Below are 25,786 nucleotides of genomic sequence, written 5' to 3' on the forward strand. Positions count from 1 at the left end.
CAAACCGTGACCGATACGCTGAAAGATATTCCTGTTTTTGTCGCTGCTGTGGAGGCAGGAAGCTTTGCGCAGGCCGCAGTTCGCCTGCACCTGTCGCGCTCTGCGGTGGGTAAAAGCATTGCTCGACTTGAGGAACGTCTGGGCGTGCGGCTGTTTCAGCGCACCACCCGCAGCCAGCGGCTCACCGATAACGGCGCCCTGTTCTACGAGCGCTGCCTGCGCGCGCTGGAGGAGATCAGGAGCGCGGAATCCCTGCTGGAAACGGGGAAACATCAGATAAACGGTCGGCTTCGTGTTGCCATGCCGGTGCTGTTTGGGCGCCAGTGCGTCGCGCCGCTGCTGATTGAACTGGCGCAGGAACACCCTGGGCTTGAGCTTGAAATGTCGTTCAGCGACCGCGTGGTGGATCTGGTCGAGGAAGGCTTCGATATGGCGGTACGTAACGGCACGCTGCAGGACAGCAGCGTGCTGGTGGCCAGAAAGCTGGGAGAACACCGCATGGTCCTGTGCGCCTCGCCCGACTATCTGCAAAAAAGAGGTCATCCAGACGCTGTGGATGATTTATCCCGGCACGCGGCCATTAACTATCTGCGCGCAGGCCGCGTGCTATCCTGGCAGCTTATGGACAGCGACGGAACACCGCGCACGTTTACGCCGCGGTCATCACTCAATATGGATGATTTGCAGGCCATCTGCGACGCGGCGGTGACCGGGCACGGCATTGCCTGGCTCCCCTGCTGGATGGCCATCAAAGAAATTCATCAGGGAAAGCTTGTCCCGCTCTTTAAGCAGGCGCCGGATGTCCATTTTGACGTCCATGCCGTCTGGCAACAGACGCCGTACCTGCCGCTAAGGGTAAGAATGGCCATAGATGCGCTGGCGAGCCGTTTACCGGCGGTGATGTCGCTGGACATTCCTGCGCCCATAAAAAAGCCGCGCTAAAAGCGCGGCCAGTTTTCATGCGGGATAGCGACTGTTAAATATCGATATTCGCCGCTTTCAGCGCGTTCTCTTCAATGAACGCACGACGTGGTTCTACCGCATCGCCCATCAGGGTGGTGAACAGCTGATCCGCAGCAATCGCGTCTTTTACGGTGACGCGCAGCATGCGGCGGCTTTCCGGATCCATGGTGGTCTCCCACAGCTGATCCGGGTTCATTTCGCCCAGACCTTTATAACGCTGGATAGACAGACCGCGACGGGATTCTTTCACCAGCCAGTCCAGCGCCTGCTCGAAGCTTGCTACCGGCTGACGACGCTCGCCACGTTCGATGAAGGCATCGTCTTCGATCAGGCCGCGCAGCTTCTCGCCGAGGGTGCAGATACGGCGGTATTCCGGGCCGGTCACGAATTCGTGCTCCAGCGGGTAGTCGGTGTCGACGCCGTGAGTACGCACGCGAACAATCGGCTCAAACTGCTGTGCCGCATTCTGTTGAACGTCGAACTTCCACTGGCTGCCGTGCTGCTCTTTGTCGTTCAGCTCGCTCACCAGGGTATTCACCCAGCGGGTCACGGCCTGCTCGTTGCTCAGATCGGCTTCGGTCAGGGTTGGCTGATAGACCAGCTCCTTCAGCAGCGCTTTTGGATAGCGGCGTTCCATACGGCCAATCATTTTCTGCGTGGCGTTGAACTCGGAGACCAGACGCTCCAGCGGCTCGCCTGCCAGTGCCGGCGCGCTGGAGTTCGCGTGCAGGGTCGCGCCATCAAGGGCGATCGCGATTTGGTACTGATCCATCGCGTCGTCATCTTTAATGTACTGTTCCTGCTTACCTTTCTTCACTTTGTACAGCGGCGGCTGGGCAATGTAGACGTGGCCACGCTCAACGATTTCAGGCATCTGACGATAGAAGAAGGTCAACAGCAGCGTACGGATGTGCGAGCCGTCCACGTCCGCATCGGTCATGATGATGATGCTGTGATAGCGCAGCTTGTCCGGGTTGTACTCGTCGCGGCCAATGCCGCAGCCGAGCGCGGTGATGAGCGTCGCCACTTCCTGAGAAGAGAGCATCTTGTCGAAGCGCGCTTTCTCAACGTTGAGGATTTTACCCTTCAGCGGCAGGATCGCCTGGTTCTTGCGGTTACGGCCCTGCTTCGCAGAACCGCCCGCGGAGTCCCCTTCCACGAGGTACAGTTCGGACAGCGCCGGGTCACGTTCCTGACAGTCAGCCAGCTTGCCCGGCAGGCCTGCCAGGTCCAGCGCGCCTTTACGACGGGTCATTTCACGAGCTTTACGCGCCGCTTCACGGGCACGTGCCGCATCAATAATTTTGCCCACCACGATTTTCGCATCGTTCGGGTTTTCCAGCAGGTATTCGCTCAGCAGTTCGTTCATCTGCTGCTCAACCGCCGATTTCACCTCAGAAGAAACCAGCTTGTCTTTGGTCTGTGAGGAGAACTTCGGATCCGGCACCTTCACGGAAACCACGGCAATCAGGCCTTCACGGGCATCGTCACCGGTGGCGCTGACTTTCGCTTTCTTGCTGTAGCCTTCTTTGTCCATGTAGGCGTTCAGGGTACGGGTCATCGCCGCGCGGAAGCCCGCAAGGTGAGTACCGCCGTCGCGCTGCGGAATGTTGTTGGTGAAGCAGTAGATGTTTTCCTGGAAACCGTCGTTCCACTGCAGCGCCACTTCCACGCCGATACCGTCTTTTTCGGTGGAGAAATAGAAGATATTCGGGTGAATTGGCGTTTTGTTCTTGTTCAGATACTCAACAAACGCCTTGATACCGCCTTCGTAGTGGAAGTGGTCTTCTTTGTTGTCGCGTTTGTCGCGCAGGCGAATAGAGACGCCGGAGTTCAGGAACGACAGTTCACGCAGGCGCTTCGCCAGGATGTCGTACTCGAATTCAGTGACGTTGGTGAAGGTTTCAAGGCTCGGCCAGAAACGCACCATGGTACCGGTTTTATCGGTATCACCGGTAACGGCCAGCGGGGCTTCAGGCACGCCGTGCTGATAGATCTGACGGTGAATTTTGCCTTCGCGCTGAATAACCAGCTCCAGCTTTTGCGACAGGGCGTTTACTACGGAAACGCCTACGCCGTGCAGGCCGCCGGAAACCTTATAGGAGTTATCGTCGAACTTACCGCCTGCGTGCAGTACGGTCATGATCACTTCCGCAGCAGAGACGCCCTCTTCCGGGTGAATACCGGTCGGGATGCCACGGCCGTCATCGGTAACGGAGACGGAGTTGTCCGCATGGATGGTGACCACGATGTCTTTACAGTGACCCGCGAGCGCTTCGTCGATAGCGTTATCTACCACCTCGAATACCATGTGGTGCAGACCGGTGCCGTCATCCGTGTCGCCGATATACATACCCGGGCGCTTACGCACCGCATCCAGCCCTTTCAGGACTTTGATACTGGAGGAGTCATAAGAATTCGACATCAACGTTTCTCGCTCATTTCAACTTGGGTTAATCCGTTATTTTACCCTTTTCCACGGTAAACATCTTCGAATTTTCGTCCGACATGTCCATAACGTGTTCAGCGCTAATGGCGCTGACGAAAACCTGCGACTGCGTGGCTTTTAAGCGGCTGGCAAGCAGCCCGCGCCGCGCGTCGTCAAGTTCCGAGGCAAAATCATCTATCAGGTACAGGCAGCGCCGTCCGCTCTCGCGGGTGAGGAACTCCCCCTGCGCCAGGCGTAGCGCGCACATCAGGAGCTTGAGCTGCCCGCGCGACAGCGTGTCTTCCACCGGCGCACCGTCGGCACGAATGCGGAAATCCGCCTTGTGCGGGCCGTGCGCGGTGTAGGTCAACATCCGATCGCGCTCGAAGCTTCTCTCTAACACCTCGGCATAATCCGTCTCTTTCTCCCAGCCACGTTGGAAGGAGAAGGTGAGAGAGAACTCGGGTAAAAACTGTTTGCAGGTGTCGGCCATATCTTCGGCGATACCCGCGCTGTATTCGGCACGCCAGCGGCTTATCTGTTCCGCAAGAGGGATGAGTTCCATGTCCCACGGACGCAGCTGGGCGTAGCGCGTGACCTGGCGCAACGCGGCGTTACGCTGTTTAAGCAAACGCTTCAGGTTGCTCCAGGCGTTAAAGAAACCGGCTTCATTGTGAAAGCATCCCCAGTCGAGGAACGCTCTTCTGTATTTGGGGCCGCCGTTGAGTAAAGTAAACCCCTCGGGCGTAATCAGCTGCATTGGCATCAGCAACGCCAGCTCCGCCACCTTATGGCCGTCGGTGCCGTCGATGCGCACCTTGCTATCGCCCTGCTTGTCTTTGGTCAGGCCGATGGCGGTTTCCCGCTCTGCGCCCTGCAAACGCCCGTGCAGAACAAAGGATTCCTGCTCGTGGCGAATGACGCGACCAATTTGCAAACTGCGAAACGCCCGGCCATGGCCGAGCGTATAGATGGCTTCCAGCACGCTGGTTTTGCCGCTGCCGTTCGCGCCAACCAGGAAGTTAAAGCCGGGGGATAAAGCGAGATCCGCGCTTTCGATATTGCGAAAGTCGCGGATCAACAGACGGGTGAGCGACATTACAGTCTCATTGGCATGACAACATAAGCCGCGCTTTGGCTGGCCGCATCTTCAATCTGTACGCTCGAAACGGAGTCGGTCAGCAGAATGCGCACATTCTCGCATTTCAGTGCATTGAGCACATCCAGCACGTAGCTGACGTTGAAGCCGATTTCCATCTCAGCCCCGGCGTAGGTGACGTCCAGAATCTCTTCTGCCTCTTCCTGCTCCGGGTTGTTGGCGGTGATTTTGATCTGGTTTTCACTCACGTACAGGCGTACGCCGCGGAATTTCTCGTTCGAGAGAATGGCCGCGCGGGCAAACGCCTGCTTGAGGCTATCGCAGCCCGCTTCCAGCGTTTTGTCCGGGTTCTTCGGCAATACGCGGCGATAATCCGGGAAACGGCCATCAACCAGCTTCGAAGTGAAGACAAAATCGCCCACGTGGGCACGGATATTATTGCTGCCAATCTGCACCCGCAGCGGCGTGTCACCGCCGTCGAGCATACGCATCAGTTCAATCACGCCTTTACGCGGCACGATCACCGAATGGTTCGGCAGCGAGTCGCCAATCGGCATGGAACAGACCGCCAGACGGTGGCCGTCGGTGGCGACGGTACGCAGCTCTTCACCTTCGGTTTCGAACAGCATGCCGTTTAAGTAGTAACGAACGTCCTGATGCGCCATGGAGAACTGCGTGGCTTCAATCAGACGCTTCATCGTCGCCTGCGGAAGAGTGAATTCAACTTCACTCTGCCAGTCGTCCAGGTTCGGGAAGTCCGCAGCGGGCAGCGTGGAGAGCGAGAAACGGCTGCGGCCAGAGCGCACCAGCATGCGGTCGCCCTCCAGCTGCACGGCGATTTCAGCGCCTTCCGGCAACCCGCGGCAGATATCAAAGAATTTACGTGCCGGAACCGTGGTCGCGCCCGCGTCGTGCGGCTGCGTCAACGTAACGCGCGCGATCATTTCCATTTCCAGATCTGTACCGGTCAGCGACAGCGTACCGTCCGCGACCTGAAGCAGCAGGTTTCCGAGAATAGGCAGCGTTGGGCGGCCGCCTAATGGGCCACTCACCTGTTGCAGCGGTTTTAATAAATGTTCACGTTCAACGGTAAATTTCATAGCGTCACGATGATAATGTTCTGATTAGATTGGAAAAATCTTCTTTTATGTCGTGGCTTTCTTCGCGTAACTGCTCAATCTTGCGACAAGCGTGCAGCACGGTCGTATGGTCACGGCCACCAAACGCATCGCCGATTTCCGGCAGACTGTGGTTGGTTAACTCCTTTGCCAGCGCCATCGCCATCTGACGCGGACGCGCCACCGAGCGGGAACGACGTTTAGACAGTAAATCTGCCACTTTGATCTTGTAGTACTCAGCCACCGTCTTTTGAATATTGTCGATGGTGACCAGTTTTTCCTGCAATGCCAACAAATCGCGCAGCGCTTCACGCACAAAATCGATGGTGATCGCACGACCGGTGAAGTTGGCATTGGCGATAACGCGGTTCAGCGCCCCTTCCAGCTCACGCACGTTGGAGCGCAGGCGCTTGGCGATGAAGAACGCCACTTCACCCGGCAGGCGGATGTCGTTCTCATCGGCTTTCTTCATCAGGATCGCGACGCGGGTTTCCAGCTCCGGTGGCTCGATCGCCACGGTAAGGCCCCAGCCGAAGCGGGATTTCAGACGATCTTCAACGCCGTTGATCTCTTTAGGATAACGATCCGAGGTCAAAATGATCTGCTGATTACCTTCCAGCAGAGCGTTGAAGGTGTGGAAAAATTCTTCCTGCGATCGTTCTTTATTGGCAAAGAACTGGATGTCATCGATCAGCAGCGCGTCAACGGAACGGTAGTAGCGTTTAAACTCTTCGATCGCATTGTTTTGCAGGGCTTTTACCATGTCCTGAACGAAGCGCTCGGAGTGCATATACACCACTTTCGCGTTGGGCTTGCGCGCCATAATGCCGTTACCTACCGCATGCAGCAGGTGGGTTTTACCGAGACCCGTGCCGCCATACAGGAACAGCGGGTTGTAAGCACCGCCGGGGTTATCGGCAACCTGACGGGCTGCCGCGCGCGCCAGTTGGTTCGACTTACCTTCAACGAAGTTATCGAACGTGTGTTTCACGTTAACGTTAGAGCGGTAAGTTGGCTCTGCGGGGGCAGGGACGTTATCCCAGCCCTGACGAGCAGGTGCAACGCGAGGCGCCGGAGCCGGAACAGCCTGAGCGGGCGCGGCTACATTTACGGTTTCACGAACGGTTTGGGTGACCGGCTTTGTGCCCACTTCAAAACGCAGCTGTGGGACATCTGACCCGCAAAAATCGTTCAGCAGGCCATTGATGTTATTAAGGTACTTGTCTCTTACCCAATCGAGCACAAAACGGTTTGGCGCATACAAAGCCAGCGTGTTATCGCTCAGCTCCGCCTGCAACGGGCGGATCCACATACTGAATTCTGTGGCTGGTAACTCATCCTGCAATCGGGCAAGACACTGCTGCCAAAGCGAAAGTGACACGGCGGACTCCACTCGAACAATAAAAGAAAACTATTGAATATTCATGATTGTTGGCGCACATCGACATGACCCTGTGTAAAGGGGGACGTGCGAATTGCTATCTGCAATTTATCCTGACCAGGATCCTGGGATCCCGATCGGGACCGCGGATCATAGCGTAAACTGAGCCAGAGATCTTCTGTTTCTCACAGATTCTTCCCGATTTATCCACAGGAAGATCCGAAACCGGGTAAGTGTAAACGATCCTGGCGCGAGTGCCCCGCGATTTAGCCCGCATATTGGAAAATTTAATGAGCAGCGACAATTTATTGCTTAAATGATCTAACGAAGATCCGGGACGATCCTTGCGCTTTGTTGGCGAGGCCGTATAATCCTCGACCCGGCGCGTGATGCTCATCTTCCTGCGTCGTCCGTTGCTCATTTTCCACGCGAAATCGTGCGGAAATACGCGGGAAATAAGGAAAGAGAATTGACTCCGGAGTGTACAATTATTACAATCCGGCCTCTTTAATCACCCACGGCTTCGGCGTCCGTCATTCGAAACTCGGTCGGGCATCCGCAAAAGTCATGAATTTTTTCAAGTTTAGGTAGAAATCGCCATGAAACGCACTTTTCAACCGTCTGTACTGAAGCGCAACCGTTCTCACGGCTTCCGTGCTCGTATGGCTACTAAAAATGGTCGTCAGGTTCTGGCACGTCGTCGTGCTAAAGGCCGCGCTCGTCTGACCGTTTCCAAGTAATAAAGCTAACCCCTGAGTGGTTAAGCTAGCATTTCCCAGGGAGTTACGTTTGTTAACTCCCACTCATTTCACTTTCGTCTTCCAGCAGCCACAACGGGCTGGCACGCCGCAAATCACCATCCTCGGCCGCCAAAATTCGCTGGGGCATCCCCGCATCGGTCTCACAGTCGCTAAGAAAAACGTTAAGCGTGCGCATGAACGCAACCGGATTAAACGTCTGACGCGTGAAAGCTTCCGTTTACGTCAGCACGAACTGCCTTCTATGGATTTCGTGGTGGTGGCTAAAAAGGGGGTTGCCGACCTCGATAACCGTGCTCTCTCGGAAGCGTTGGAAAAATTATGGCGCCGCCACTGTCGCCTGGCTCACGGGTCCTGATAGCCCTCATTCGGGTCTATCAACGCCTGATTAGTCCGCTACTCGGGCCGCACTGCCGTTTCACACCAACATGCTCAAGCTACGGAATTGAGGCATTGCGCAGGTTTGGAGTGATAAAAGGCAGTTGGTTGACGGTGAAACGCGTATTAAAATGCCACCCTTTACACCCCGGTGGAGACGACCCCGTCCCCCCAGGACCTTTTGATACCAGAGAACACTAACGATGGATTCGCAACGCAATCTTCTTATCATCGCTTTGTTGTTCGTGTCTTTCATGATCTGGCAGGCATGGGAGCAGGATAAAAATCCTCAACCCCAGCAACAGACCACGCAGACCACGACCACCGCAGCGGGTAGCGCCGCCGACCAGGGCGTACCGGCCAGTGGCCAGGGGAAACAGATTACGGTTAAGACCGATGTGCTTGAGCTGACTATCAACACCCGTGGTGGTGATGTTGAGCAGGCGCTGCTGTTGACCTACCCGAAAGAGCTGAAGTCTAACGAACCGTTCCAGTTACTGGAAACCACACCGGAGTTCCTGTATCAGGCGCAGAGCGGCCTGACCGGTCGTGATGGCCCGGACAATCCGGCTAACGGTGCGCGTCCACTGTATAACGTCGAGAACGACACCTTTGTACTGGCCGATGGCCAGAACGAACTCGTTATCCCGATGACCTACACCGACGCGGCAGGCAACACCTTCACCAAAACCTTCACCCTGAAACGCGGTGAGTATGCGGTGAACGTGGGCTACAGCGTACAGAACGCCGGTGCGAAACCGCTGGAACTGTCTACCTTCGGTCAGTTGAAGCAGTCCATCAATCTGCCGTCACACCGTGACACCGGAAGCAGCAACTTTGCTCTGCATACCTTCCGTGGCGCGGCGTACTCCACGCCTGATGCGAAGTACGAGAAATACAAATTCGACACCATTGCCGATAACGAAAACCTGAACGTCAGCTCCAAAGGCGGCTGGGTCGCAATGCTGCAGCAGTATTTCGCGACTGCGTGGATCCCGAATAACGACGGTACGAATAACTTCTACACCGCGAACCTGGGCAACGGTATTGCAGCCATCGGCTACAAATCACAGCCTGTTCTGGTTCAGCCGGGTCAAACCGGTAAGCTGGCAAGCACCCTGTGGGTCGGCCCGGAAATCCAGGACAAAATGGCTGCCGTCGCGCCGCACCTGGATCTGACCGTTGATTACGGCTGGTTGTGGTTCATCTCTCAGCCGCTGTTTAAGCTGCTGAAGTTCATCCACAGCTTCCTGGGTAACTGGGGCTTCTCTATCATCGTTATCACCTTCATCGTTCGTGGCATCATGTACCCGCTGACCAAAGCGCAGTACACCTCCATGGCGAAGATGCGCATGCTGCAGCCGAAGATTCAGGCAATGCGTGAGCGTCTGGGCGATGATAAACAGCGTCAGAGCCAGGAAATGATGGCCCTGTATAAGGCAGAGAAAGTGAACCCACTGGGTGGTTGCTTCCCGCTGCTGATTCAGATGCCAATCTTCCTTGCGCTGTACTACATGCTGATGGGTTCCGTTGAGCTGCGCCACGCGCCGTTCGCTCTGTGGATCCATGACCTGTCCGCACAGGACCCGTACTACATCCTGCCGATCCTGATGGGCGTGACGATGTTCTTCATCCAGAAGATGTCGCCAACCACCGTGACCGACCCGATGCAGCAGAAGATCATGACCTTTATGCCGGTCATCTTCACCGTGTTCTTCCTGTGGTTCCCGTCAGGTCTGGTGCTGTACTATATCGTCAGCAACCTGGTGACCATCATCCAGCAGCAGCTGATTTACCGTGGTCTGGAAAAACGTGGCCTGCATAACCGCGAAAAGAAAAAGTCCTGATTCGGTAAGATAACGCTAAAATAAGGGCGGTCGATTGACCGCCTTTTTTATTTGTATTGAACGAGAGCAACCATGAGCCATAACGACACTATCGTCGCCCAGGCAACCCCACCGGGACGCGGTGGTGTAGGCATTCTGCGCATCTCCGGCCTGAAGGCGCGCGAGGTGGCTGAAGCGGTGCTGGGTAAACTGCCAAAGCCGCGCTACGCTGATTACCTGCCGTTTAAAGATGCCGACGGCACGCCGCTGGACCAGGGCATTGCGCTGTGGTTCCCCGGCCCGAACTCCTTTACCGGCGAAGACGTGCTGGAACTTCAGGGCCACGGCGGCCCGGTTATCCTCGACCTGCTGTTAAAACGTATCCTGACCCTGCCTGGCCTGCGCATTGCGAAGCCGGGCGAATTCTCCGAGCGTGCCTTCCTGAACGACAAGCTCGACCTGGCACAGGCCGAGGCGATTGCAGACCTGATCGACGCCAGCTCTGAACAGGCGGCCCGCTCCGCCCTGAACTCGCTGCAGGGCGCGTTTTCCGCACGTGTGAATCACCTTGTGGAAGCACTTACTCACCTGCGAATCTATGTCGAAGCGGCTATCGACTTCCCGGACGAGGAAATCGACTTCCTCTCTGACGGTAAAATCGAAGCACAGCTGAACCAGGTGATGAGCGATCTGGATGCCGTCCGCGCCGAAGCGCGTCAGGGCAGCCTGCTGCGTGAAGGGATGAAGGTCGTCATTGCTGGTCGCCCTAACGCCGGGAAATCGAGCCTGCTGAACGCCCTGGCGGGCCGTGAAGCGGCGATCGTCACCGACATAGCCGGTACCACCCGCGACGTGCTGCGCGAGCATATCCACATCGACGGGATGCCGCTGCACATTATCGATACCGCGGGCCTGCGCGATGCCAGCGACGAGGTTGAGCGTATCGGTATTGAACGCGCCTGGCAGGAGATTGAGCAGGCCGACCGCGTGCTGTTTATGGTAGATGGCACCACGACCGACGCCGTTGACCCGGCGGAGATCTGGCCGGACTTTATCGCCCGTCTGCCGGCCAAGCTGCCTATCACCGTGGTGCGTAACAAAGCGGACGTTACCGGCGAAACGCTGGGCATCAGCGATGTGAATGGTCACTCACTTATTCGCCTTTCGGCACGTACAGGGGAAGGCGTGGAAGCCCTGCGTAACCATCTCAAGCAGAGCATGGGCTTTGATACCAGCATGGAAGGTGGCTTCCTGGCGCGTCGCCGTCACCTGCAGGCGCTGGAAGAGGCGGCACGCCATCTTGACCAGGGCAAAGCGCAGCTGATTGGTGCGTGGGCGGGTGAACTGCTGGCGGAAGAGCTGCGTCTGGCGCAGCAGAATCTGAGCGAGATCACCGGGGAGTTCACGTCGGACGATCTGTTGGGCAGGATTTTCTCGAGCTTCTGTATTGGTAAATAGTTTCCGCTAATTGATGGTGATTTCCTCTCAGGAAATCACCATTGTCCAAATGGCAACTCGCTTTAATCCTTTTCACCCCCTATTCTGCATGCCTGCATTTATGGGGGGTTTATGGCGCGTTTTCTGTTTTGTAGTTTCGCATTAGTTCTGCTTTATCCGTCGGGTATTGATATGTATCTGGTGGGATTACCGCACATCGCCCGCGATCTGGGTGCCAGCGAAGCGCAGCTGCATATCGCGTTTTCGGCCTACCTCGCAGGAATGGCGTCGTCGATGGTCTTTGCCGGGAAGATCGCGGATAAGGCTGGCCGTCAGCCCGTCGCAATAACCGGAGCCATCATCTTTGCCCTGGCCTCTCTTCTCTGCTCACAGGCACAGAACAGCACCTTGTTCCTGGCAGGACGTTTCATCCAGGGCATTGGTGCCGGCGGCTGTTACGTGGTGGCGTTTGCCATTTTGCGCGACACCTTAAGCGCCCAGCGCCGTGCTAAAGTGCTCTCCATGCTGAACGGGATAACCTGCATCATTCCGGTCCTGGCACCGGTTGTAGGCTATCTGATCATGCTGAAATTCCCGTGGCAGAGCCTGTTCTGGACCATGGCAGCCATGGGCGCCCTGGTGTTTGTGCTGTCGATCGCCGTACTGAAAGAGACCCACCCGGGCTCGCAGAACCCTAACCATACCGCGACCATTCATCCGGCAGAGAAACTTCTCAATCGCTTTTTCCTCAGCCGTCTGGCCGTAACCACGTTAAGCGTGGCGGTGATCCTGACGTATGTAAACGTTTCCCCGGTGTTGCTGATGGAGACCATGGGTTTCGATCGCGGTGAGTATTCAACGGTGATGGCATTAACCGCTATGGTCAGTATGGCCGTCTCATTTTCTACCCCCTTCGCGCTGAATCTCTTCCGCCAGCGCACGCTGATGCTGACCTCGCAGGTACTGTTTCTCGCCGCAGGTGTGGTTCTGGCAACCACCAGCTCGCATGCGCTGATGCTGGTGGGCATTACGCTCATCTGTGCCGGGTTCTCGGTTGGCTTTGGCGTGGCGATGAGTCAGGCGCTTGGTCCCTTCTCGCTGCGGGCAGGCGTGGCAAGCTCGGTGCTGGGGATCGCGCAGGTCTGCGGCTCGTCTCTGTGGATATGGCTGGCGGCGGTCATCGGACTTAACGCGCTCAATATGCTGATCGGGATTCTGATTGGCTGTAGCATAGTCTGCATCACCTTACTTATGGTCATCCAGCCCGCGGCACAGTATGAAGAAGCCCATCAGCAGTCTCGATCTTAACCTGTTGCTTTGCCTGCAGCTTTTGCTGCAGGAGCGCAGCGTCACCAAAGCCGCGAAGCGGATGAACGTGACGCCGTCGGCGGTGAGTAAATCGCTGGCCAGGCTGCGCGACTGGTTTGACGACCCGCTGTTTGTCAAAACGCCGTTAGGGCTGCTGCCTACGCCACTGACGGTCAGCCTGGAGCAGGATTTGGCCGACTGGATGCAGATTGGCAACCAGATCCTCGATAAATCTCACCATGATTCGCCTGGCGGGCTGACGTTTGTGCTGGCCGCCGAAACGCCGCTGATGCTCATCCGCTTTAACGCCCTGCTTGAGCAAGTGAACCAGCGTTATCCGCAGGCGACGGTGAAGATGCGTCACTGGGATTACGACTCGCTGGACGCCATTACGCGCGGGGAAGTGGACGTTGGCTTCACCGGTCGCGAAACCCACCCGCGCTCGCGTGAACTGCTGAAACTGATGCCGTGGTTTATCGACTACGAAATCCTGTTTAGCGACCATCCATACGTCTATTTGCGTGAGGACCATCCCGCTCTGCAGGAGGAGTGGAATCTGGAGACCTTCCTGCGCTATCCCCATATCAGTATCTTCTGGGAACGGAGCGACACCTGGGCGCTGGATGAGGTGCTAAAAGAGATGGGGCGGGAGAGAAACATTGCCATGTGTTTGCCGGGCTTTGAGCAGTCGATGTTTATGGCGGCGCAGCCCGGCCATAACTATATCGCCACGGCTCCCCACTACTGTCGCCACTACAATGAACTCCACCAGCGGAAGCTGATCGCGCTTCCTATTCCCATTGACGAAGCGCAGGCTGAAAAGCTGACCGTTCCCTTCACGCTGATCTGGCATAAACGGAACAGCCATAATCCGAAAATCCTCTGGCTGCGGGAGACCATCAAGGCGTTGTACGGTGGCAGCGATCCAATTTTTGCCTAAGAAAATGTAAAGTTCGGCCTTCAGGCTTCTCTTACTCCGATTTACTGATTAAAACAGGAGTCAAGTTAAGCGATAATCATGTAACCGTTTAACCGATTACGACCATTATCAAGGAGCGAAAAATGGCAACGCACTTTGCAAGAGGGATACTTACAGAAGGACGTCTCGTATCGGCCAGACTCTCTTCAGCCTGTCACAGTGAGGCGCTCAAACTCCCCGAACACCGCAGGACGCGGTTTTTAGCCTCGAGAGCACTTCTCGCAGAACTGCTGTTTATGCTGTACGGCACCAGCGAACTCCCGGAGATCGTCACGCAACCAGAAGGCCGCCCGGTCTTTGCTGACCCGGAACTCCCCCGTTTTTCCATTGCCTATACGGGCAATATCATTGGCGTGGCGCTGACCACCGAAGGGGATTGCGGGCTGGATATGGAGCTTCAGCGTGCAACGCGGAGCTTCCACGGCGCAAGCCCGCACGATGACTACCCGCTCTCCAGTAATGAGAAGCTGTGGGTACGCAACCAGAACGACTCCGTCGAGGCCAGAGCCCAACTCATCACCCTGCGCCAGAGTATTCGCAAGCTCTGCGGATGCGCTTCAGACGACGCCAGCCTGTTGCAATTGTTGCCCGGCTCCGGACGCCTGCGTGCTGCTAAAGCTACGCTTGTAGAGGCGCTCAGCGATGCAGAAGATGTGTTGATATGGTCTGTTGCAGTTAGCCCAGCCATCGAACGGCTAAAGATTTGGGAATTTGACAGTAAAGAGGGATGGAGTAGCCTTCCGGATGTGCCCGAGCGCGCCAACGAGCCCGCCGCACGCCTGATGCGTTTAACCAGTTTACCGGCAGAAAAAGCATTTACCCATAGCTGATCCAATCAGGGTCATCATGATGAAACAGGAGTAATCATGTCTGATACGTTGAAAGTAGTTACGTTACTGGGAAGCCTGCGCAAAGGTTCATTTAACGGAATGGTTGCCCGCACGCTGCCGCAGCTGGCCCCGGCAGGTATGGAAATTAGCGCCCTGCCATCTATTGGCGATATCCCGTTGTATGATGCAGATGTCCAGCAGGAAGAGGGGTTCCCGCAGAGCGTGGAGGCGATAGCCGAGCAGATCCGCCAGGCCGACGGTGTGGTCATTGTCACGCCGGAGTATAACTACTCGGTTCCGGGTGGCCTTAAGAACGCCATTGACTGGTTATCCCGTTTACCGGAGCAGCCGCTGTCTGGCAAACCGGTGCTGATCCAGACCAGCTCAATGGGCGCGATTGGTGGCGCACGCTGCCAGTATCACCTGCGTCAGATCCTGGTGTTCCTGGATGCGATGGTGATGAACAAGCCGGAATTTATGGGCGGTGTGATTCAGAACAAGGTCGACCCGCAGACGGGTGAAGTGGTGGATCAGAGCACGCGTGACCATCTCTCTGGCCAGCTGACCGCGTTTGGGGATTATATTAAGCGGGTGAAGGCGTAAGCCGGAGCGGCCTGATGCCCTCACCCAGGCCCTCTCCCACGTGGAGAGGGAACAAACCTGTTTATTTCGCGTCAATAAACACAATCTTCAACACAAACAGCAGCGCAACGATAATCACGCACGGGCTGAGTTCGCGGAAGCGGCCGGTACCGATCTTCATTACGCAGTAAGAGATAAAGCCCAGCGCGATACCTTCGGTGATCGAGAAGCTGAACGGCATCATCACGGCGGTAATAAAGGCCGGCACCGCTTCGGTTAAATCTTCCCACTTCACGCGCGCCAGGCTCGACGTCATCAGCACGCCCACGTAAATCAGCGCGCCGGCAGCCGCATACGGTGGAACCATACCCGCCAGCGGAGAGAGGAAGATCACCAGCAGGAACAGGATACCCACCACCACCGCCGTCAGGCCGGTACGGCCACCCACGGACACGCCGGAAGAGGATTCAATGTAAGCGGTAACAGATGAGGTGCCGATGAAAGAGCCGGCGACGGACGAGATGCTGTCCACATACAGCGCCTGCTTCATGCGCGGGAATTTGCCTTTCTCGTCAGCCAGACCCGCTTTGTCCGTCACGCCAATCAGCGTACCGGAGGAGTCAAACAGGTTGACCAGCATGAAGGAGAAGATCACGCCCGCCAGGCCCAGGTTCAGGGAACCCGCCAGGTCAACGTGACCAATCACGGTAGAGACGCTCGGCGGCGCAGAGACAATACCGCTGTAATGCACGTCACCCAGCATCCAGCCCAGCAGCGTGGTCACGATGATAGAGACCAGCACCGCAGCGTGGATGTTGCGCGACGCCAGGATCGCGATGATGAAGAAGCCCAGCACGCCCAGCAGCACGCTGTGCGAGGTCAGGTTACCGATGCTCACCAGCGTTTCCGGGTTCGCCACGATCACACCGGCGTTTTTCAGCCCCATCATGCCGATGAACAGACCGATACCGCTGGTGATACCCACGCGCAGGCTCACCGGGATATTGGCAATCATCCAGTAGCGGACGCGGAAGATGGTCAGCAGCAGCAGGCCGACCGCACCCCAGAAGATAGCGCCCATACCAACCTGCCACGGCAGGCCCATCGCCTGAACCACCACGAACGCGAAGAACGCATTCAGGCCCATAGCGGGTGCCAGCGCCACAGGCAGGTTAGCGAAAACGCCCATCAGGATGCTGCCAAGGGCCGCGATCAGACAGGTGGTAACAAAGACGGCGCTGGTGTCCATGCCAGCGACGCCCAGAATTTGCGGGTTCACAAAAACGATATAGACCATCGTCAGGAAGGTGGTGAAACCGGCGATCACTTCGGTGCGTGCCGTTGTGCCGTGCTCGCGCAGTTTGAATACGCGCTCAAGCAGACCCTGACCAGATGTCTGGGTTGTGTGTTGTTGACTCATCATCAATTTCCGAACAAGGAGGGAAAATTCGTCGCTATCCTATACCAAAATGCGACAATAGTGGCGGTTACGGGATACTTTTTTCATTGATTATGCTTATACGGCAACGATTGCGTCTCGTAAATCTGTCGTACGTAAACGTTAAACTTGTTAAAAGGGAAGGGCATGTCCGGAATTGAAGCGGTATTTTTCGACTGTGACGGTACGCTGGTCGACAGTGAGGTCATTTGTTCCCGCGCGTATGTCGCCATGTTCCAGGAATTTGGCATTACGCTCGATCTCGAAGAGGTGTTCAAACGCTTTAAGGGCGTGAAGCTGTACGAGATCATCGACATCATTAACGAAGAGCACGGGGTGGATCTGGCGAAAGCGGAGCTGGAACCAGTGTACCGCGCCGAGGTCGCACGCCTCTTCGACTCAGAACTGGACGTTATTGCCGGGGCTAACGCGCTGCTGGATGCGATGACAGTGCCAATCTGCGTAGTTTCCAACGGTCCGGTCAGCAAAATGCAGCATTCACTGGGCAAGCTTGAAATGCTGCACCACTTTCCGGAAAAGCTGTTCAGCGGCTACGATATCCAGCGCTGGAAGCCCGATCCGGCCCTGATGTTCCACGCGGCGAAAGCGATGAACGTCAACGTGGAGAACTGCATTCTGGTGGATGACTCGCCTGCGGGCGCCCAGTCGGGGATTGATGCGGGGATGGAGGTGTTTTACTTCTGTGCCGATCCGCACAACAAGCCGATCGATCATCCAAAAGTGACGACCTTTACCGATCTGGCGCAATTGCCAGAGTTGTGGAAGGCCCGCGGGTGGGATATTACGCGTTAAGCTAACGTAGGGCGGGTAAGCGCCAGCGCCACCCGCCACAACAATCACTCTTTCGGATCTTTACCCGCCAGCAGCTTGTCCAGCTCGTCGCCGCCCACGTGACGGAAGTCCTGTCCCTTCACGAAGTAGAAAATATATTCGCAAATGTTCTGGCAGCGGTCGCCGATACGCTCGATAGAGCGCGCGCAGAACAGCGCGGTCAGCACGCTTGGGATGGTACGGGAATCTTCCATCATGTAGGTCATCAGCTGACGCACAATGCCTTCATACTCCTGGTCGACTTTCTTGTCTTCACGGTAGATACGCACCGCTTCGTCCAGATCCATACGCGCAAAGGCATCCAGCACGTCGTGCAGCATCTGCACAGTGTGGCGGCCCAGCGACTCCAGGCTCACCAGCAGCGGCTGATGCTGCTGGGAAAACTTCTCCAGCGCGGTGCGGCAGATTTTATCCGCCACGTCACCAATACGTTCCAGCTCGGCGATGGTTTTAATGATCGCCATTACCAGACGCAGGTCGCTCGCGGTCGGCTGACGCTTGGCGATAATACGCACGCAGGCTTCGTCGATCGCCACTTCCATCATGTTGACGTTATGGTCGCCTTCGATGACGCGCTTCGCCAGCTCGCTGTCCTGGTTATGCATTGCCGTAATCGCATCAGAAAGCTGCTGCTCGACCATGCCACCCATGGTCATCACCTGCGTGCGAATACTTTCCAGCTCTGCGTTGAACTGGCCTGAAATGTGTTTATTAAGATTGAGGTTGTCCATGGTTTCTCCACATGCACTAAGGCAAATCAACCGTAGCGGCCAGTAATATAATCTTCGGTTTGTTTCTTCGCGGGCCGGGTGAACAGCGCGTCCGTATCGCTGAACTCAATCAACTCGCCCAGGTACATAAACGCCGTGTGATCTGAGCAACGCGCAGCCTGCTGCATGTTGTGGGTCACGATAACCACGGTGTAATCCTGCTTCAGCTCGGTGATCAGCTCTTCAATACGGCCGGTTGAGATCGGGTCCAGCGCTGAACATGGTTCATCCAGCAGCAAGACTTCCGGGCGAATGGCGATACCGCGCGCAATGCACAGACGCTGCTGTTGACCACCGGAGAGAGAGTACCCGCTCTGATGAAGTTTATCTTTGGTTTCGTTCCATAATGCGGCCTTGGTCAATGCCCACTGCACGCGCTCGTCCATGTCCGCACGGGAGAGCTTCTCAAACAGGCGAACGCCAAACGCGATATTGTCATAGATGGACATCGGGAACGGCGTCGGTTTCTGGAACACCATGCCCACTTTGGCACGCAGCAGGGCGATATCCTGGGCCTGGGTCAGAATGTTTTCGCCATCCAGGATAATTTCACCTTCAGCGCGCTGCTCCGGATAGAGCGAATACATTTTGTTAAAGGTACGCAGCAGCGTGGACTTGCCACAGCCAGACGGACCGATGAATGCCGTGACCTGGTTCTTCGCGATATCCAGGTTGATGTTCTTCAGGGCATGGAATTTGCCGTAGTAGAAGTTCAAATCACGAACCTGAATCTTACCCGGGGCAGTATCAACCATACTCATTGACTCATTTCCTCATTCGACGCCGCGAGCTGCCGCGCCGTAAAAAATTAACCGTGTTTCTTCTTCGCGAAAATGACGCGCGCCAGAATGTTCAGCAACAGTACGCAAAGGGTGATGATCAGCACCCCGGCCCAGGCCAGCTGCTGCCATTCCGCGAATGGGCTCATCGCAAATTTAAAGATCGTCACCGGCAGGTTGGCGATCGGCTGCATCATGTCCGTGCTCCAGAACTGGTTGGAGAGGGCAGTAAACAGCAGCGGTGCCGTTTCACCGGCAATACGGGCGATAGCCAGCAGGATACCGGTCATGATCCCGGAGACCGACGCTTTGAGGGTGATCGCAGAAATCATTTTCCATTTCGGCGTACCCAGCGCGTAAGCTGCTTCACGCAGGCTATCCGGCACCAGTTTCAGCATGTTTTCGGTGGTACGAATGACGATAGGCACCTGCAGCAGCGCCAGCGCAATTACGCCCGCCCAGCCGGAGAAGTGTTCCATTTGCGCGACTACGATGGTGTAAACAAACAGGCCCACGACAATCGACGGAGCGGAAAGCAGGATGTCGTTAATGAAGCGAATCACCTCTGCCAGCCAGGATTTACGCCCGTACTCGGCCAGGTAGATGCCGGCCATGATGCCCAGCGGCGTACCGAAAACGGTCGCCCACAGGATCAGCAGGCCGCTGCCCGCCAGGGCGTTCGCCAGACCACCACCCGCCGTATTTGGCGGCGGCGTCATCTCGGTGAACAGCGCCAGAGACATTCCATCAATACCACGCGTGATGGTGGACATCAGGATCCAGATCAGCCAGAACAGGCCGAATGCCATCGTTGCCATGGAAAGCGTCAGCGCAATGCGGTTTTTAAAACGACGCTTCGCCTGCATTTTGCGGCGGGATTCGGCAAGCTGAGCGGTGCTTTGCATTTCGAGAGTTGCCATCAGCGTGCCCCCTCATTTTTCGCGAGACGCAGGATCATCAGCTTGGAAATCGCCAGAACAATGAAGGTGATAACGAACAGAATCAGACCCAGTTCCATCAGCGCTGCGACGTGAAGCCCGGATTCCGCTTCGGCAAATTCGTTTGCCAGCGCGGAGGTAATACTGTTACCCGGCATATAGAGTGAAGCGCTGTCGAGCTGGTAGGTGTTACCGATGATAAAGGTGACCGCCATAGTTTCACCCAGCGCGCGACCTAAGCCCAGCATTACGCCGCCGATCACCCCATTTTTGGTGAACGGAAGGACAATGCGCCAGATAACTTCCCAGGTGGTACAGCCGATGCCGTAGGCCGACTCTTTCATCATCACCGGGGTTTGTTCGAAGACATCGCGCATTACCGCCGCAATGTACGGAATAATCATGATGGCGAGGATCACACCTGCCGCCAGAATACCGATACCGAATGCCGGGCCAGAGAACAGGGCACCCACAAACGGAACGGCGGAGAGAACATTACCTACCGGCTCCTGGAAGTACGTGGCAAACAGCGGCGCAAAGATAAACAGGCCCCACATGCCGTATACGATACTTGGGATGGCCGCCAGCAGTTCGATGGCAATACCCAGCGGGCGACGCAGCCAGCCCGGCGCGAGTTCCGTCAGGAACAGCGCAATACCGAAGCTTACCGGAACCGCAATCAGCAGGGCGATGAACGAGGTCACCAGCGTACCGTAAATCGGCACCAGCGCACCGTAGATATCGTTCGGCGCGTCCCACTCTTTGGTCCACAGGAAGGAGAAACCGAATTTCTGAATGCTCGGCCAGGAGGAGAAAATCAGAGACACGATAATGCCGCCCAGCAGCAATAGCACAATCAGCGCAGCCAGTTTGACCAGCGCGCCGAAAATCATGTCACCTTTTTTACCCGGAGGGTTAAATGCAGGCTTGGTTGCAGCCATAAATCACTCTTCTGTTAAACGCGTTTACGAAATCGGCGGGTAAGCGCAAGCGCCACCCGCCATTTTCGTCAGAATGCTAAATTAATACAATGCTTTACCGCTGCTGTCTTTCACGTTGGTTTTCCATGCAGCACGAATCTGCTCAACCACGCTGTCTGGCAGGCTGGCGTAATCCAGGTCGTTAGCCTGTTTGCCGCCGTTTTTGTATGCCCAGTCAAAGAACTTCAGCACTTCAGTACCTTGCTCTGGTTTCTTCTGATCTTTGTGAATCAGAATGAACGTTGTAGAAGTGATTGGCCACGCGTTGTCGCCTTTCTGGTTAGTCAGATCCTGTGCGAAGGATTTGCTCCAGTCAGCGCCTTTCGCTGCGTTAGCGAAGTTCTCTTCAGTTGGGCTAACCGGTTTGCCGTCAGCAGAAACCAGTTTGGTGTAAGCCAGGTTGTTCTGCTTCGCGTAAGCGTATTCTACGTAACCGATAGAGCCCGGCAGACGCTGTACGAAGGCAGCGATGCCGTCGTTACCTTTACCGCCCAGACCGGTTGGCCAGTTAACGGTAGAGCCGGAGCCGACTTTCGATTTCCACTCTTCGTTCACTTTTGCCAGGTAGCTGGTGAACACGAAGGAGGTACCAGAGCCGTCAGCACGGCGAACCACAGCGATGTTCTGCGAAGGCAGCTTAACGCCCGGGTTCAGCTTAGTGATGGCTTCGTCATCCCATTTTTTGATTTTGCCCAGGTAGATATCGCCCAGGGTTTTGCCGTCCAGCACCAGCTCGCCTGATTTCAGGCCAGGGATGTTAACGGCCAGCACAACGCCGCCGATCACGGTCGGGAACTGGAACAGGCCTTCCTGATTCAGTTTTTCATCAGACAGCGGAGCGTCGGATGCGCCGAAATCAACGGTATTCGCGGTAATTTGTTTTACGCCACCGGAGGAGCCGATACCCTGATAGTTAACCTTGTTACCGGTTTCTTTCTGGTAGGTATCCGCCCATTTGGCATACACCGGCGCAGGGAAGGTTGCACCAGCGCCAGTCAGGCTTGCTGCTGCAAAAGCAGAGAAAGCGCTCAGAGATAAGGTCGCGGCGACAACAGTTGCGACAGTGGTACGCATAACTTTCATAATGTCTCCTGCAAGGATTTCGTAAATCATTGTTTAAGTGGCTACGATGAGCAAAATAGGACAAACAGGTGACAGATAAATGTACGAAATATGACAGTTTTATGACAATCAACGTGTTTGATTTAAGGTAATGATTTTAATACAAATAAAATCATATCCCTGTCATGATAATGTCACACTGAGATGCGTTAAGCCTGGTTCAAAGATGTGAATATGACAACGGCTGTCATAAACAGCCGTTGTTATTAATTTTGAATTTCGAAGGTCACGGTTGCCCAGGCTTCAAAGGCGCCGGGCTTCGGAATACTCCCCGTCGCGCTGGCCGGGGCAGCAGAGAAGGTGAGTGAGTTAACTTCGGCGCCCCCCTGGTTGGCTCCCATATCCATCTCCATGCTCCCCCCATTGACGTTGACGACGCGGTCCCATTTATCATAAATAACGATCCCTACATCATCATTGCCGTTCACTTTCATCATCGTGGCGTCAGCGTCAACGGGATCGGCATGGAAAGCGGATCGGACGATGTTCTCATCCAGCATGCCGGTACATTTCACCTGTATCATCTTGCGGATTTTGCGGCTACCGACCGCCTCGCCTTTGGTGGCTGAAAACGCGCTGGCGGGAATTTTTCCAAAATCAATTTCCAGCGACTGACCCGGCGCAATCTCGCAGTTTTGCGGTACCACGATGTCTCCGGCAATTTTTATTTCGGCGAGCTTCTCGGTACTTGCCAGAGAGGACGCTTCATCGATACCGCCATAGAGCGTGGCAATCGTCGTACCCGGAACGGTAATTTTTCCAATAAAGGGCTTGTCGATCAAAAACGATATTTTTACCTGAGAGCCGGTATCAAGCGTTGCCTCTGAGCCCTCTACACTGGAGGTATAACAGTAGATACCGGACGTCACCCGGTTGGGCTCCGCCTCAAAGGGAACGGCGAGATAGTCACGTCCCAGCACGTGAATAGAGGACGCAATACTGAGGTGATCGTTCAACCTGTAGTAGGTATATCCATTTTTAACGGTATTAACGCTTAAGGGCGAACGCGCGGTGAAGTAGACGCTACGAAACGTGGTGGTGAAATGGGTCAGGCAGTTACATCCCAGTTTATACTGGGAAGGCGATTGCAGGGTCGTCAGATCGCGCACCTCGGTTCCCGCCTGGTTTTTATCTGCCGGTATTTCTGCCCCGTTAAGATTCAGATTGAAAATATAGGTGCCGCCGATGGCGAAACACACCCCGCCTTCTGTCGTCGCAGCGTGGGAAAAAGGGGTAAAAAGCAGCATGGCGACTGCTATAAAAGTGATACGTCGTTTCATCTCATTTCCCTATTGGCACACGACCGCTGTTTGAACCAGTTCAACACCCGTTGGTTTGGGGAACTGATAATGGACCTTGCAAGGTTTTGTCTTTTCACTCCCCCACTTCAGCGTGAACGTTCCCTCTTCCGGCATGCCCGAAAGATACAGTTCGCCATTCTCGCCGGTAATGCCCGACACGCTGCCCGTCGCCAGTTCGGCAGACGCCACTGCGCCAAAGGGAACCGGTTTGCCGTTGGCCTGTGTGACCTCAAAGAGCACGCGATAGCCAACGTGGGTGATAAATTCCGCCCGCACCACCGCACCTCGCGTGGGGATGACGTTAAGCACACTGTTCTCCAGCTCGACGTTCGCTTTTTCAAAATAGCCGCTCTCAATTTCCACACGGTTTTCATCGTAAGCGTTAAGCTGCGTTTGAACGGTGTAGCCTCGCCAGTCGGTTGCCGTACCGGTGCCGTTTTCCATTGCCAGACCGGCTGCACCGGGTGCTTTAATCAGCGCCACGGTTTCGCCCATCTCCTGCGAGAACGTCACTCCATCGCCATGCAGCAGGATCCCGCCGCGCGCGCCGTAGTTGAGCCGCTGGCTGTCCTGGTTGTAGTCATAGCTGCCGTTAACCGAACCATAGGTTCCGTCATATCCCACCCCCGCGCTGCTGCTGTACACACTGTCATCCGCATCCCAGGACTGCTGGAGGTTCCAGGAGAGATTACGGTTATCAAGTGCCGTACCGTTCAGGCCAAGCTGGTGCATTCCTTTTCCGCTGTTGTTCTGTGTGAGGCCGTAGCTCACATAGCTGTCCGGCAGCAATGCTGACAGCGGCACGGAGAACGACAGCATAAAAACCTGTTCGCTTTCTCGATCGTCGCTATCTGTATACTCCGCGCTCTGCGCCGTGGTGATGGAATCGCTGTAGTTCCAGGAGAGGTTCCAGGAAAGCGACCGCCAGACATTGCTGTAGCCAAGCTGAACCAGGCGTTCAACTTCGTCGGTTTTCCAGTACTGCTGGCGGCTCAGCGTGAGATAAATGTTCCCCATGCCATCGCCGAAATTCTGCGTCCAGGACCCTTCAAGCCGGCTGCGTCGGTTGCCCGTTACCCAGAAATCGCGCTGACTGTTCTGGCGTGACGCCCATTCATTGAGGGTGTAGTAGCCCTGTGTTGAGTAGCGATACCCCACCAGCCTCAGCGTGGTATCCGTCTCATCAAACCGTTTCGAATAGAGAAAACGCCAGGACTGGCCGGACTCCTCTGAGTCCTCGTCCGTAAACTGCGCGCGTGCCTGGGTGATATCGACGGAAAACGCGCCAACTGCACCCATATCTTTGCCGACCCCCACCGCTGCCGAGCGATACGCTTCCGCGGCCTGCACGCCACCGTATACCGTAATCCCGGCAGGAAAGCCGTGCAGAACCTGCGCCTGAAAAACGTTGGGCTGGAATTCGCTTTGATCGCGCAGTTCACCCGCGCTGATATCGACGTCGGTCTGATCTTCACGCTTGAGGATGGCCAGCGAGGCGTAGGGCTGCGTGAAGTGTTGCTCACTGCCGTCTTCTTCTTTGATGGTCACGTCCAGGTCTCCGCCGGAGCTGGTGGTGTTTAAATCCTTTAGCGCAAACGGTCCCTGCGGCACGGCAGATTGGTAAATGATGTAGCCGTTCTGCCGAATAATCACCGTCGCATTGCTTTTCGCTACGCCCCGAACGACCGGCGCAAAGCCCGTCAGGCTGGAAGGAAGCATTTCATCATCGGTATACAGGCGCACGCCGCGCACCTGGGTACTGTCGAAGACATCGCTCGCGGTCCAGGTATCACCCAGCATGATCTGGCTGCGTAACGTCGCGAGGTTTCGCTGCACATAGGTGCTGATGGAATGGTAATCCGAATGACCGTCAATGATGTTTAGCGTGCTGTAATTGCGTAAACGCCACGCGCCAATGTTCGCCCCGTTTCGCAGGTTCAGATAGTAGAAATCGCTATTGTCGTCATCATCAGACTGCAACGTGCTGGAGCCAGAAAAGTCATAGTTCATCATCAACGCATTAATACCTTCATCCCAGCGGGCAGGATTGATGGTGCCGCGGGCGGTGGTATCAATGTAAATCTGCGGCAGCGTGACGTTGAGCAGCAGCTTATCGGTATCGAACGTCCATGTGGCGCCAGGGATCAGCGGGGTAGGGTCCACACAGGCGTTTTCGTCCAGGCGATCCAGCGAACCGATCGCCGCCACCTTAGCCCCGAGCTCCGCAAGCACCGTCCTGACGTGCTTAAAACAGGGATGCAGCCTATCGCCAGCCTTATCTTCAATAAAGGTGACCTCCCGGCTATCGATAAACTCATCGTTAGCATGAATATCAACCTTATAAGAGCCCGCAGGTAACGTATTGGCGCGGTTAAACTGGTGGATATCAACATCCACCGGATGGTCAATTTCAAGAAGCGCAGGGTTAAAGATATCTTTCGCCAGCGTCACGCCTGAAAAGCCGAGAGATACCCCCGAGGCCAGCGCAATGAAAAAACGGAAACACCCCATATCAAACA

The 25,786-nt window shown here is 55.8% G+C and carries 23 protein-coding genes; 11 read left to right on the plus strand and 12 right to left on the minus strand.

The genetic code is table 11. The annotated features are described in order from the left end of the window. Nucleotides 1–6 precede the first annotated feature (6 nt). Nucleotides 7–942 (plus strand): LysR family transcriptional regulator, encoded by a 936-nt coding sequence (locus IM284_RS09860; protein WP_047366734.1) that lies wholly within the window; start codon nt 7–9, stop codon nt 940–942. A gap of 34 nt (nt 943–976) precedes the next feature. On the opposite strand, the gene gyrB is transcribed toward IM284_RS09860, so the two are convergent. The 4 genes from gyrB to dnaA are packed head-to-tail and all read right to left on the minus strand — an operon-like array spanning nt 977 to nt 6,989. After that, nucleotides 977–3,388, minus strand: coding sequence for a DNA topoisomerase (ATP-hydrolyzing) subunit B (gyrB, locus tag IM284_RS09865; RefSeq protein ID WP_193055801.1), 2,412 nt, complete (start codon nt 3,386–3,388; stop codon nt 977–979). Between the two features lie 28 nt (nt 3,389–3,416). Further along, nucleotides 3,417–4,490, minus strand: coding sequence for a DNA replication/repair protein RecF (recF, locus tag IM284_RS09870; protein ID WP_045260850.1), 1,074 nt, complete (start codon nt 4,488–4,490; stop codon nt 3,417–3,419). After that, a complete protein-coding gene (dnaN, locus tag IM284_RS09875) occupies nt 4,490–5,590 on the minus strand; it encodes a DNA polymerase III subunit beta (protein WP_008500170.1) in 1,101 nt (366 codons plus the stop codon). Before dnaN ends, recF begins: the two co-directional genes overlap by 1 nt. Before the next feature lie 4 nt (nt 5,591–5,594). Continuing rightward, nucleotides 5,595–6,989, minus strand: coding sequence for a chromosomal replication initiator protein DnaA (gene dnaA / locus IM284_RS09880; protein ID WP_032644944.1), 1,395 nt, complete (start codon nt 6,987–6,989; stop codon nt 5,595–5,597). Nucleotides 6,990–7,588: 599 nt separating this feature from the next. Here dnaA and rpmH point away from each other — a divergent pair. The 9 genes from rpmH (at nt 7,589) to IM284_RS09925 (ending at nt 15,108) form a co-directional block, all read left to right on the plus strand. After that, complete coding sequence (rpmH, locus tag IM284_RS09885) at nt 7,589–7,729, plus strand: 50S ribosomal protein L34 (protein ID WP_000831330.1); 141 nt, start codon at nt 7,589–7,591, stop codon at nt 7,727–7,729. Between the two features lie 16 nt (nt 7,730–7,745). Then, on the plus strand, nt 7,746–8,105 hold the full coding sequence (gene rnpA, locus IM284_RS09890) for a ribonuclease P protein component (protein ID WP_014072458.1): 360 nt from the start codon (nt 7,746–7,748) through the stop codon (nt 8,103–8,105). Further along, nucleotides 8,069–8,326: a membrane protein insertion efficiency factor YidD gene (gene yidD / locus IM284_RS09895; RefSeq protein WP_001307474.1), complete on the plus strand. Its 258-nt coding sequence runs from the start codon at nt 8,069–8,071 to the stop codon at nt 8,324–8,326. Before rnpA ends, yidD begins: the two co-directional genes overlap by 37 nt. Before the next feature lie 2 nt (nt 8,327–8,328). Beyond that, entirely contained in the window at nt 8,329–9,972 is a 1,644-nt protein-coding gene (gene yidC / locus IM284_RS09900; protein WP_047366735.1) for a membrane protein insertase YidC, read from the plus strand. Nucleotides 9,973–10,044: 72 nt separating this feature from the next. Next, complete coding sequence (mnmE, locus tag IM284_RS09905) at nt 10,045–11,409, plus strand: tRNA uridine-5-carboxymethylaminomethyl(34) synthesis GTPase MnmE (RefSeq protein WP_028014930.1); 1,365 nt, start codon at nt 10,045–10,047, stop codon at nt 11,407–11,409. A 111-nt stretch (nt 11,410–11,520) separates the two neighbouring features. After that, a complete protein-coding gene (locus IM284_RS09910; protein WP_047366736.1) occupies nt 11,521–12,696 on the plus strand; it encodes an MFS transporter in 1,176 nt (391 codons plus the stop codon). After that, a complete protein-coding gene (gene yidZ / locus IM284_RS09915) occupies nt 12,665–13,636 on the plus strand; it encodes an HTH-type transcriptional regulator YidZ (protein WP_047366737.1) in 972 nt (323 codons plus the stop codon). Before IM284_RS09910 ends, yidZ begins: the two co-directional genes overlap by 32 nt. 122 nt (nt 13,637–13,758) lie before the next feature. Further along, complete coding sequence (locus IM284_RS09920; RefSeq protein WP_047366738.1) at nt 13,759–14,505, plus strand: 4'-phosphopantetheinyl transferase superfamily protein; 747 nt, start codon at nt 13,759–13,761, stop codon at nt 14,503–14,505. Between the two features lie 36 nt (nt 14,506–14,541). Next, nucleotides 14,542–15,108, plus strand: a complete 567-nt coding sequence (locus IM284_RS09925; protein ID WP_003861147.1) for an NADPH-dependent FMN reductase — start codon at nt 14,542–14,544, stop codon at nt 15,106–15,108. Nucleotides 15,109–15,169: 61 nt separating this feature from the next. Here the strand turns inward: IM284_RS09925 and adeP are convergent, their stop codons facing one another. Beyond that, nucleotides 15,170–16,507: an adenine permease AdeP gene (gene adeP / locus IM284_RS09930; RefSeq protein WP_145965165.1), complete on the minus strand. Its 1,338-nt coding sequence runs from the start codon at nt 16,505–16,507 to the stop codon at nt 15,170–15,172. 165 nt (nt 16,508–16,672) lie between these two features. On the opposite strand from adeP, the gene yieH reads away from it, so the two are divergent. Then, entirely contained in the window at nt 16,673–17,338 is a 666-nt protein-coding gene (yieH, locus tag IM284_RS09935) for a 6-phosphogluconate phosphatase (RefSeq protein WP_047366739.1), read from the plus strand. Nucleotides 17,339–17,382: 44 nt separating this feature from the next. Here the strand turns inward: yieH and phoU are convergent, their stop codons facing one another. From phoU to IM284_RS09970, 7 genes are all read right to left on the minus strand, one after another. Further along, nucleotides 17,383–18,108, minus strand: coding sequence for a phosphate signaling complex protein PhoU (phoU, locus tag IM284_RS09940; protein WP_003861153.1), 726 nt, complete (start codon nt 18,106–18,108; stop codon nt 17,383–17,385). A gap of 26 nt (nt 18,109–18,134) precedes the next feature. Next, nucleotides 18,135–18,908, minus strand: a complete 774-nt coding sequence (pstB, locus tag IM284_RS09945; protein ID WP_010426574.1) for a phosphate ABC transporter ATP-binding protein PstB — start codon at nt 18,906–18,908, stop codon at nt 18,135–18,137. 47 nt (nt 18,909–18,955) lie between these two features. Further along, nucleotides 18,956–19,846: a phosphate ABC transporter permease PstA gene (gene pstA / locus IM284_RS09950; protein WP_014881893.1), complete on the minus strand. Its 891-nt coding sequence runs from the start codon at nt 19,844–19,846 to the stop codon at nt 18,956–18,958. Beyond that, on the minus strand, nt 19,846–20,805 hold the full coding sequence (pstC, locus tag IM284_RS09955; protein ID WP_028014924.1) for a phosphate ABC transporter permease PstC: 960 nt from the start codon (nt 20,803–20,805) through the stop codon (nt 19,846–19,848). The genes pstA and pstC overlap by 1 nt, the downstream gene beginning before the upstream one ends. 81 nt (nt 20,806–20,886) lie before the next feature. Continuing rightward, entirely contained in the window at nt 20,887–21,927 is a 1,041-nt protein-coding gene (gene pstS / locus IM284_RS09960) for a phosphate ABC transporter substrate-binding protein PstS (protein WP_028014923.1), read from the minus strand. A gap of 245 nt (nt 21,928–22,172) precedes the next feature. Next, nucleotides 22,173–23,246 carry a fimbrial protein StgD gene (stgD, locus tag IM284_RS09965; RefSeq protein ID WP_052954293.1) on the minus strand — a complete coding sequence of 358 codons (1,074 nt, stop codon included), beginning with the start codon at nt 23,244–23,246 and terminating at the stop codon, nt 22,173–22,175. A 9-nt stretch (nt 23,247–23,255) separates the two neighbouring features. Continuing rightward, a complete protein-coding gene (locus IM284_RS09970) occupies nt 23,256–25,778 on the minus strand; it encodes a fimbria/pilus outer membrane usher protein (RefSeq protein ID WP_047366750.1) in 2,523 nt (840 codons plus the stop codon). Nucleotides 25,779–25,786 lie beyond the last annotated feature (8 nt).

Source organism: Enterobacter cloacae complex sp. P12RS (assembly GCF_014895875.1).
Classification (GTDB): domain Bacteria; phylum Pseudomonadota; class Gammaproteobacteria; order Enterobacterales; family Enterobacteriaceae; genus Enterobacter; species Enterobacter bugandensis.

Bases quoted from the DNA above. Each gene is read 5' to 3' on its own strand.
- gyrB (WP_193055801.1), bottom strand. From the start codon at position 3,388: ATGTCGAATTCTTATGACTCCTCCAGTATCAAAGTCCTGAAAGGGCTG.
- recF (WP_045260850.1), bottom strand. From the start codon at position 4,490: ATGTCGCTCACCCGTCTGTTGATCCGCGACTTTCGCAATATCGAAAGC.
- dnaN (WP_008500170.1), bottom strand. From the start codon at position 5,590: ATGAAATTTACCGTTGAACGTGAACATTTATTAAAACCGCTGCAACAG.
- rpmH (WP_000831330.1), top strand. From the start codon at position 7,589: ATGAAACGCACTTTTCAACCGTCTGTACTGAAGCGCAACCGTTCTCAC.
- yidD (WP_001307474.1), top strand. From the start codon at position 8,069: ATGGCGCCGCCACTGTCGCCTGGCTCACGGGTCCTGATAGCCCTCATT.
- yidC (WP_047366735.1), top strand. From the start codon at position 8,329: ATGGATTCGCAACGCAATCTTCTTATCATCGCTTTGTTGTTCGTGTCT.
- mnmE (WP_028014930.1), top strand. From the start codon at position 10,045: ATGAGCCATAACGACACTATCGTCGCCCAGGCAACCCCACCGGGACGC.
- IM284_RS09910 (WP_047366736.1), top strand. From the start codon at position 11,521: ATGGCGCGTTTTCTGTTTTGTAGTTTCGCATTAGTTCTGCTTTATCCG.
- yidZ (WP_047366737.1), top strand. From the start codon at position 12,665: ATGAAGAAGCCCATCAGCAGTCTCGATCTTAACCTGTTGCTTTGCCTG.
- IM284_RS09920 (WP_047366738.1), top strand. From the start codon at position 13,759: ATGGCAACGCACTTTGCAAGAGGGATACTTACAGAAGGACGTCTCGTA.
- IM284_RS09925 (WP_003861147.1), top strand. From the start codon at position 14,542: ATGTCTGATACGTTGAAAGTAGTTACGTTACTGGGAAGCCTGCGCAAA.
- adeP (WP_145965165.1), bottom strand. From the start codon at position 16,507: ATGAGTCAACAACACACAACCCAGACATCTGGTCAGGGTCTGCTTGAG.
- yieH (WP_047366739.1), top strand. From the start codon at position 16,673: ATGTCCGGAATTGAAGCGGTATTTTTCGACTGTGACGGTACGCTGGTC.
- phoU (WP_003861153.1), bottom strand. From the start codon at position 18,108: ATGGACAACCTCAATCTTAATAAACACATTTCAGGCCAGTTCAACGCA.
- pstB (WP_010426574.1), bottom strand. From the start codon at position 18,908: ATGAGTATGGTTGATACTGCCCCGGGTAAGATTCAGGTTCGTGATTTG.
- pstA (WP_014881893.1), bottom strand. From the start codon at position 19,846: ATGGCAACTCTCGAAATGCAAAGCACCGCTCAGCTTGCCGAATCCCGC.
- pstC (WP_028014924.1), bottom strand. From the start codon at position 20,805: ATGGCTGCAACCAAGCCTGCATTTAACCCTCCGGGTAAAAAAGGTGAC.
- pstS (WP_028014923.1), bottom strand. From the start codon at position 21,927: ATGAAAGTTATGCGTACCACTGTCGCAACTGTTGTCGCCGCGACCTTA.
- stgD (WP_052954293.1), bottom strand. From the start codon at position 23,246: ATGAAACGACGTATCACTTTTATAGCAGTCGCCATGCTGCTTTTTACC.
- IM284_RS09970 (WP_047366750.1), bottom strand. From the start codon at position 25,778: ATGGGGTGTTTCCGTTTTTTCATTGCGCTGGCCTCGGGGGTATCTCTC.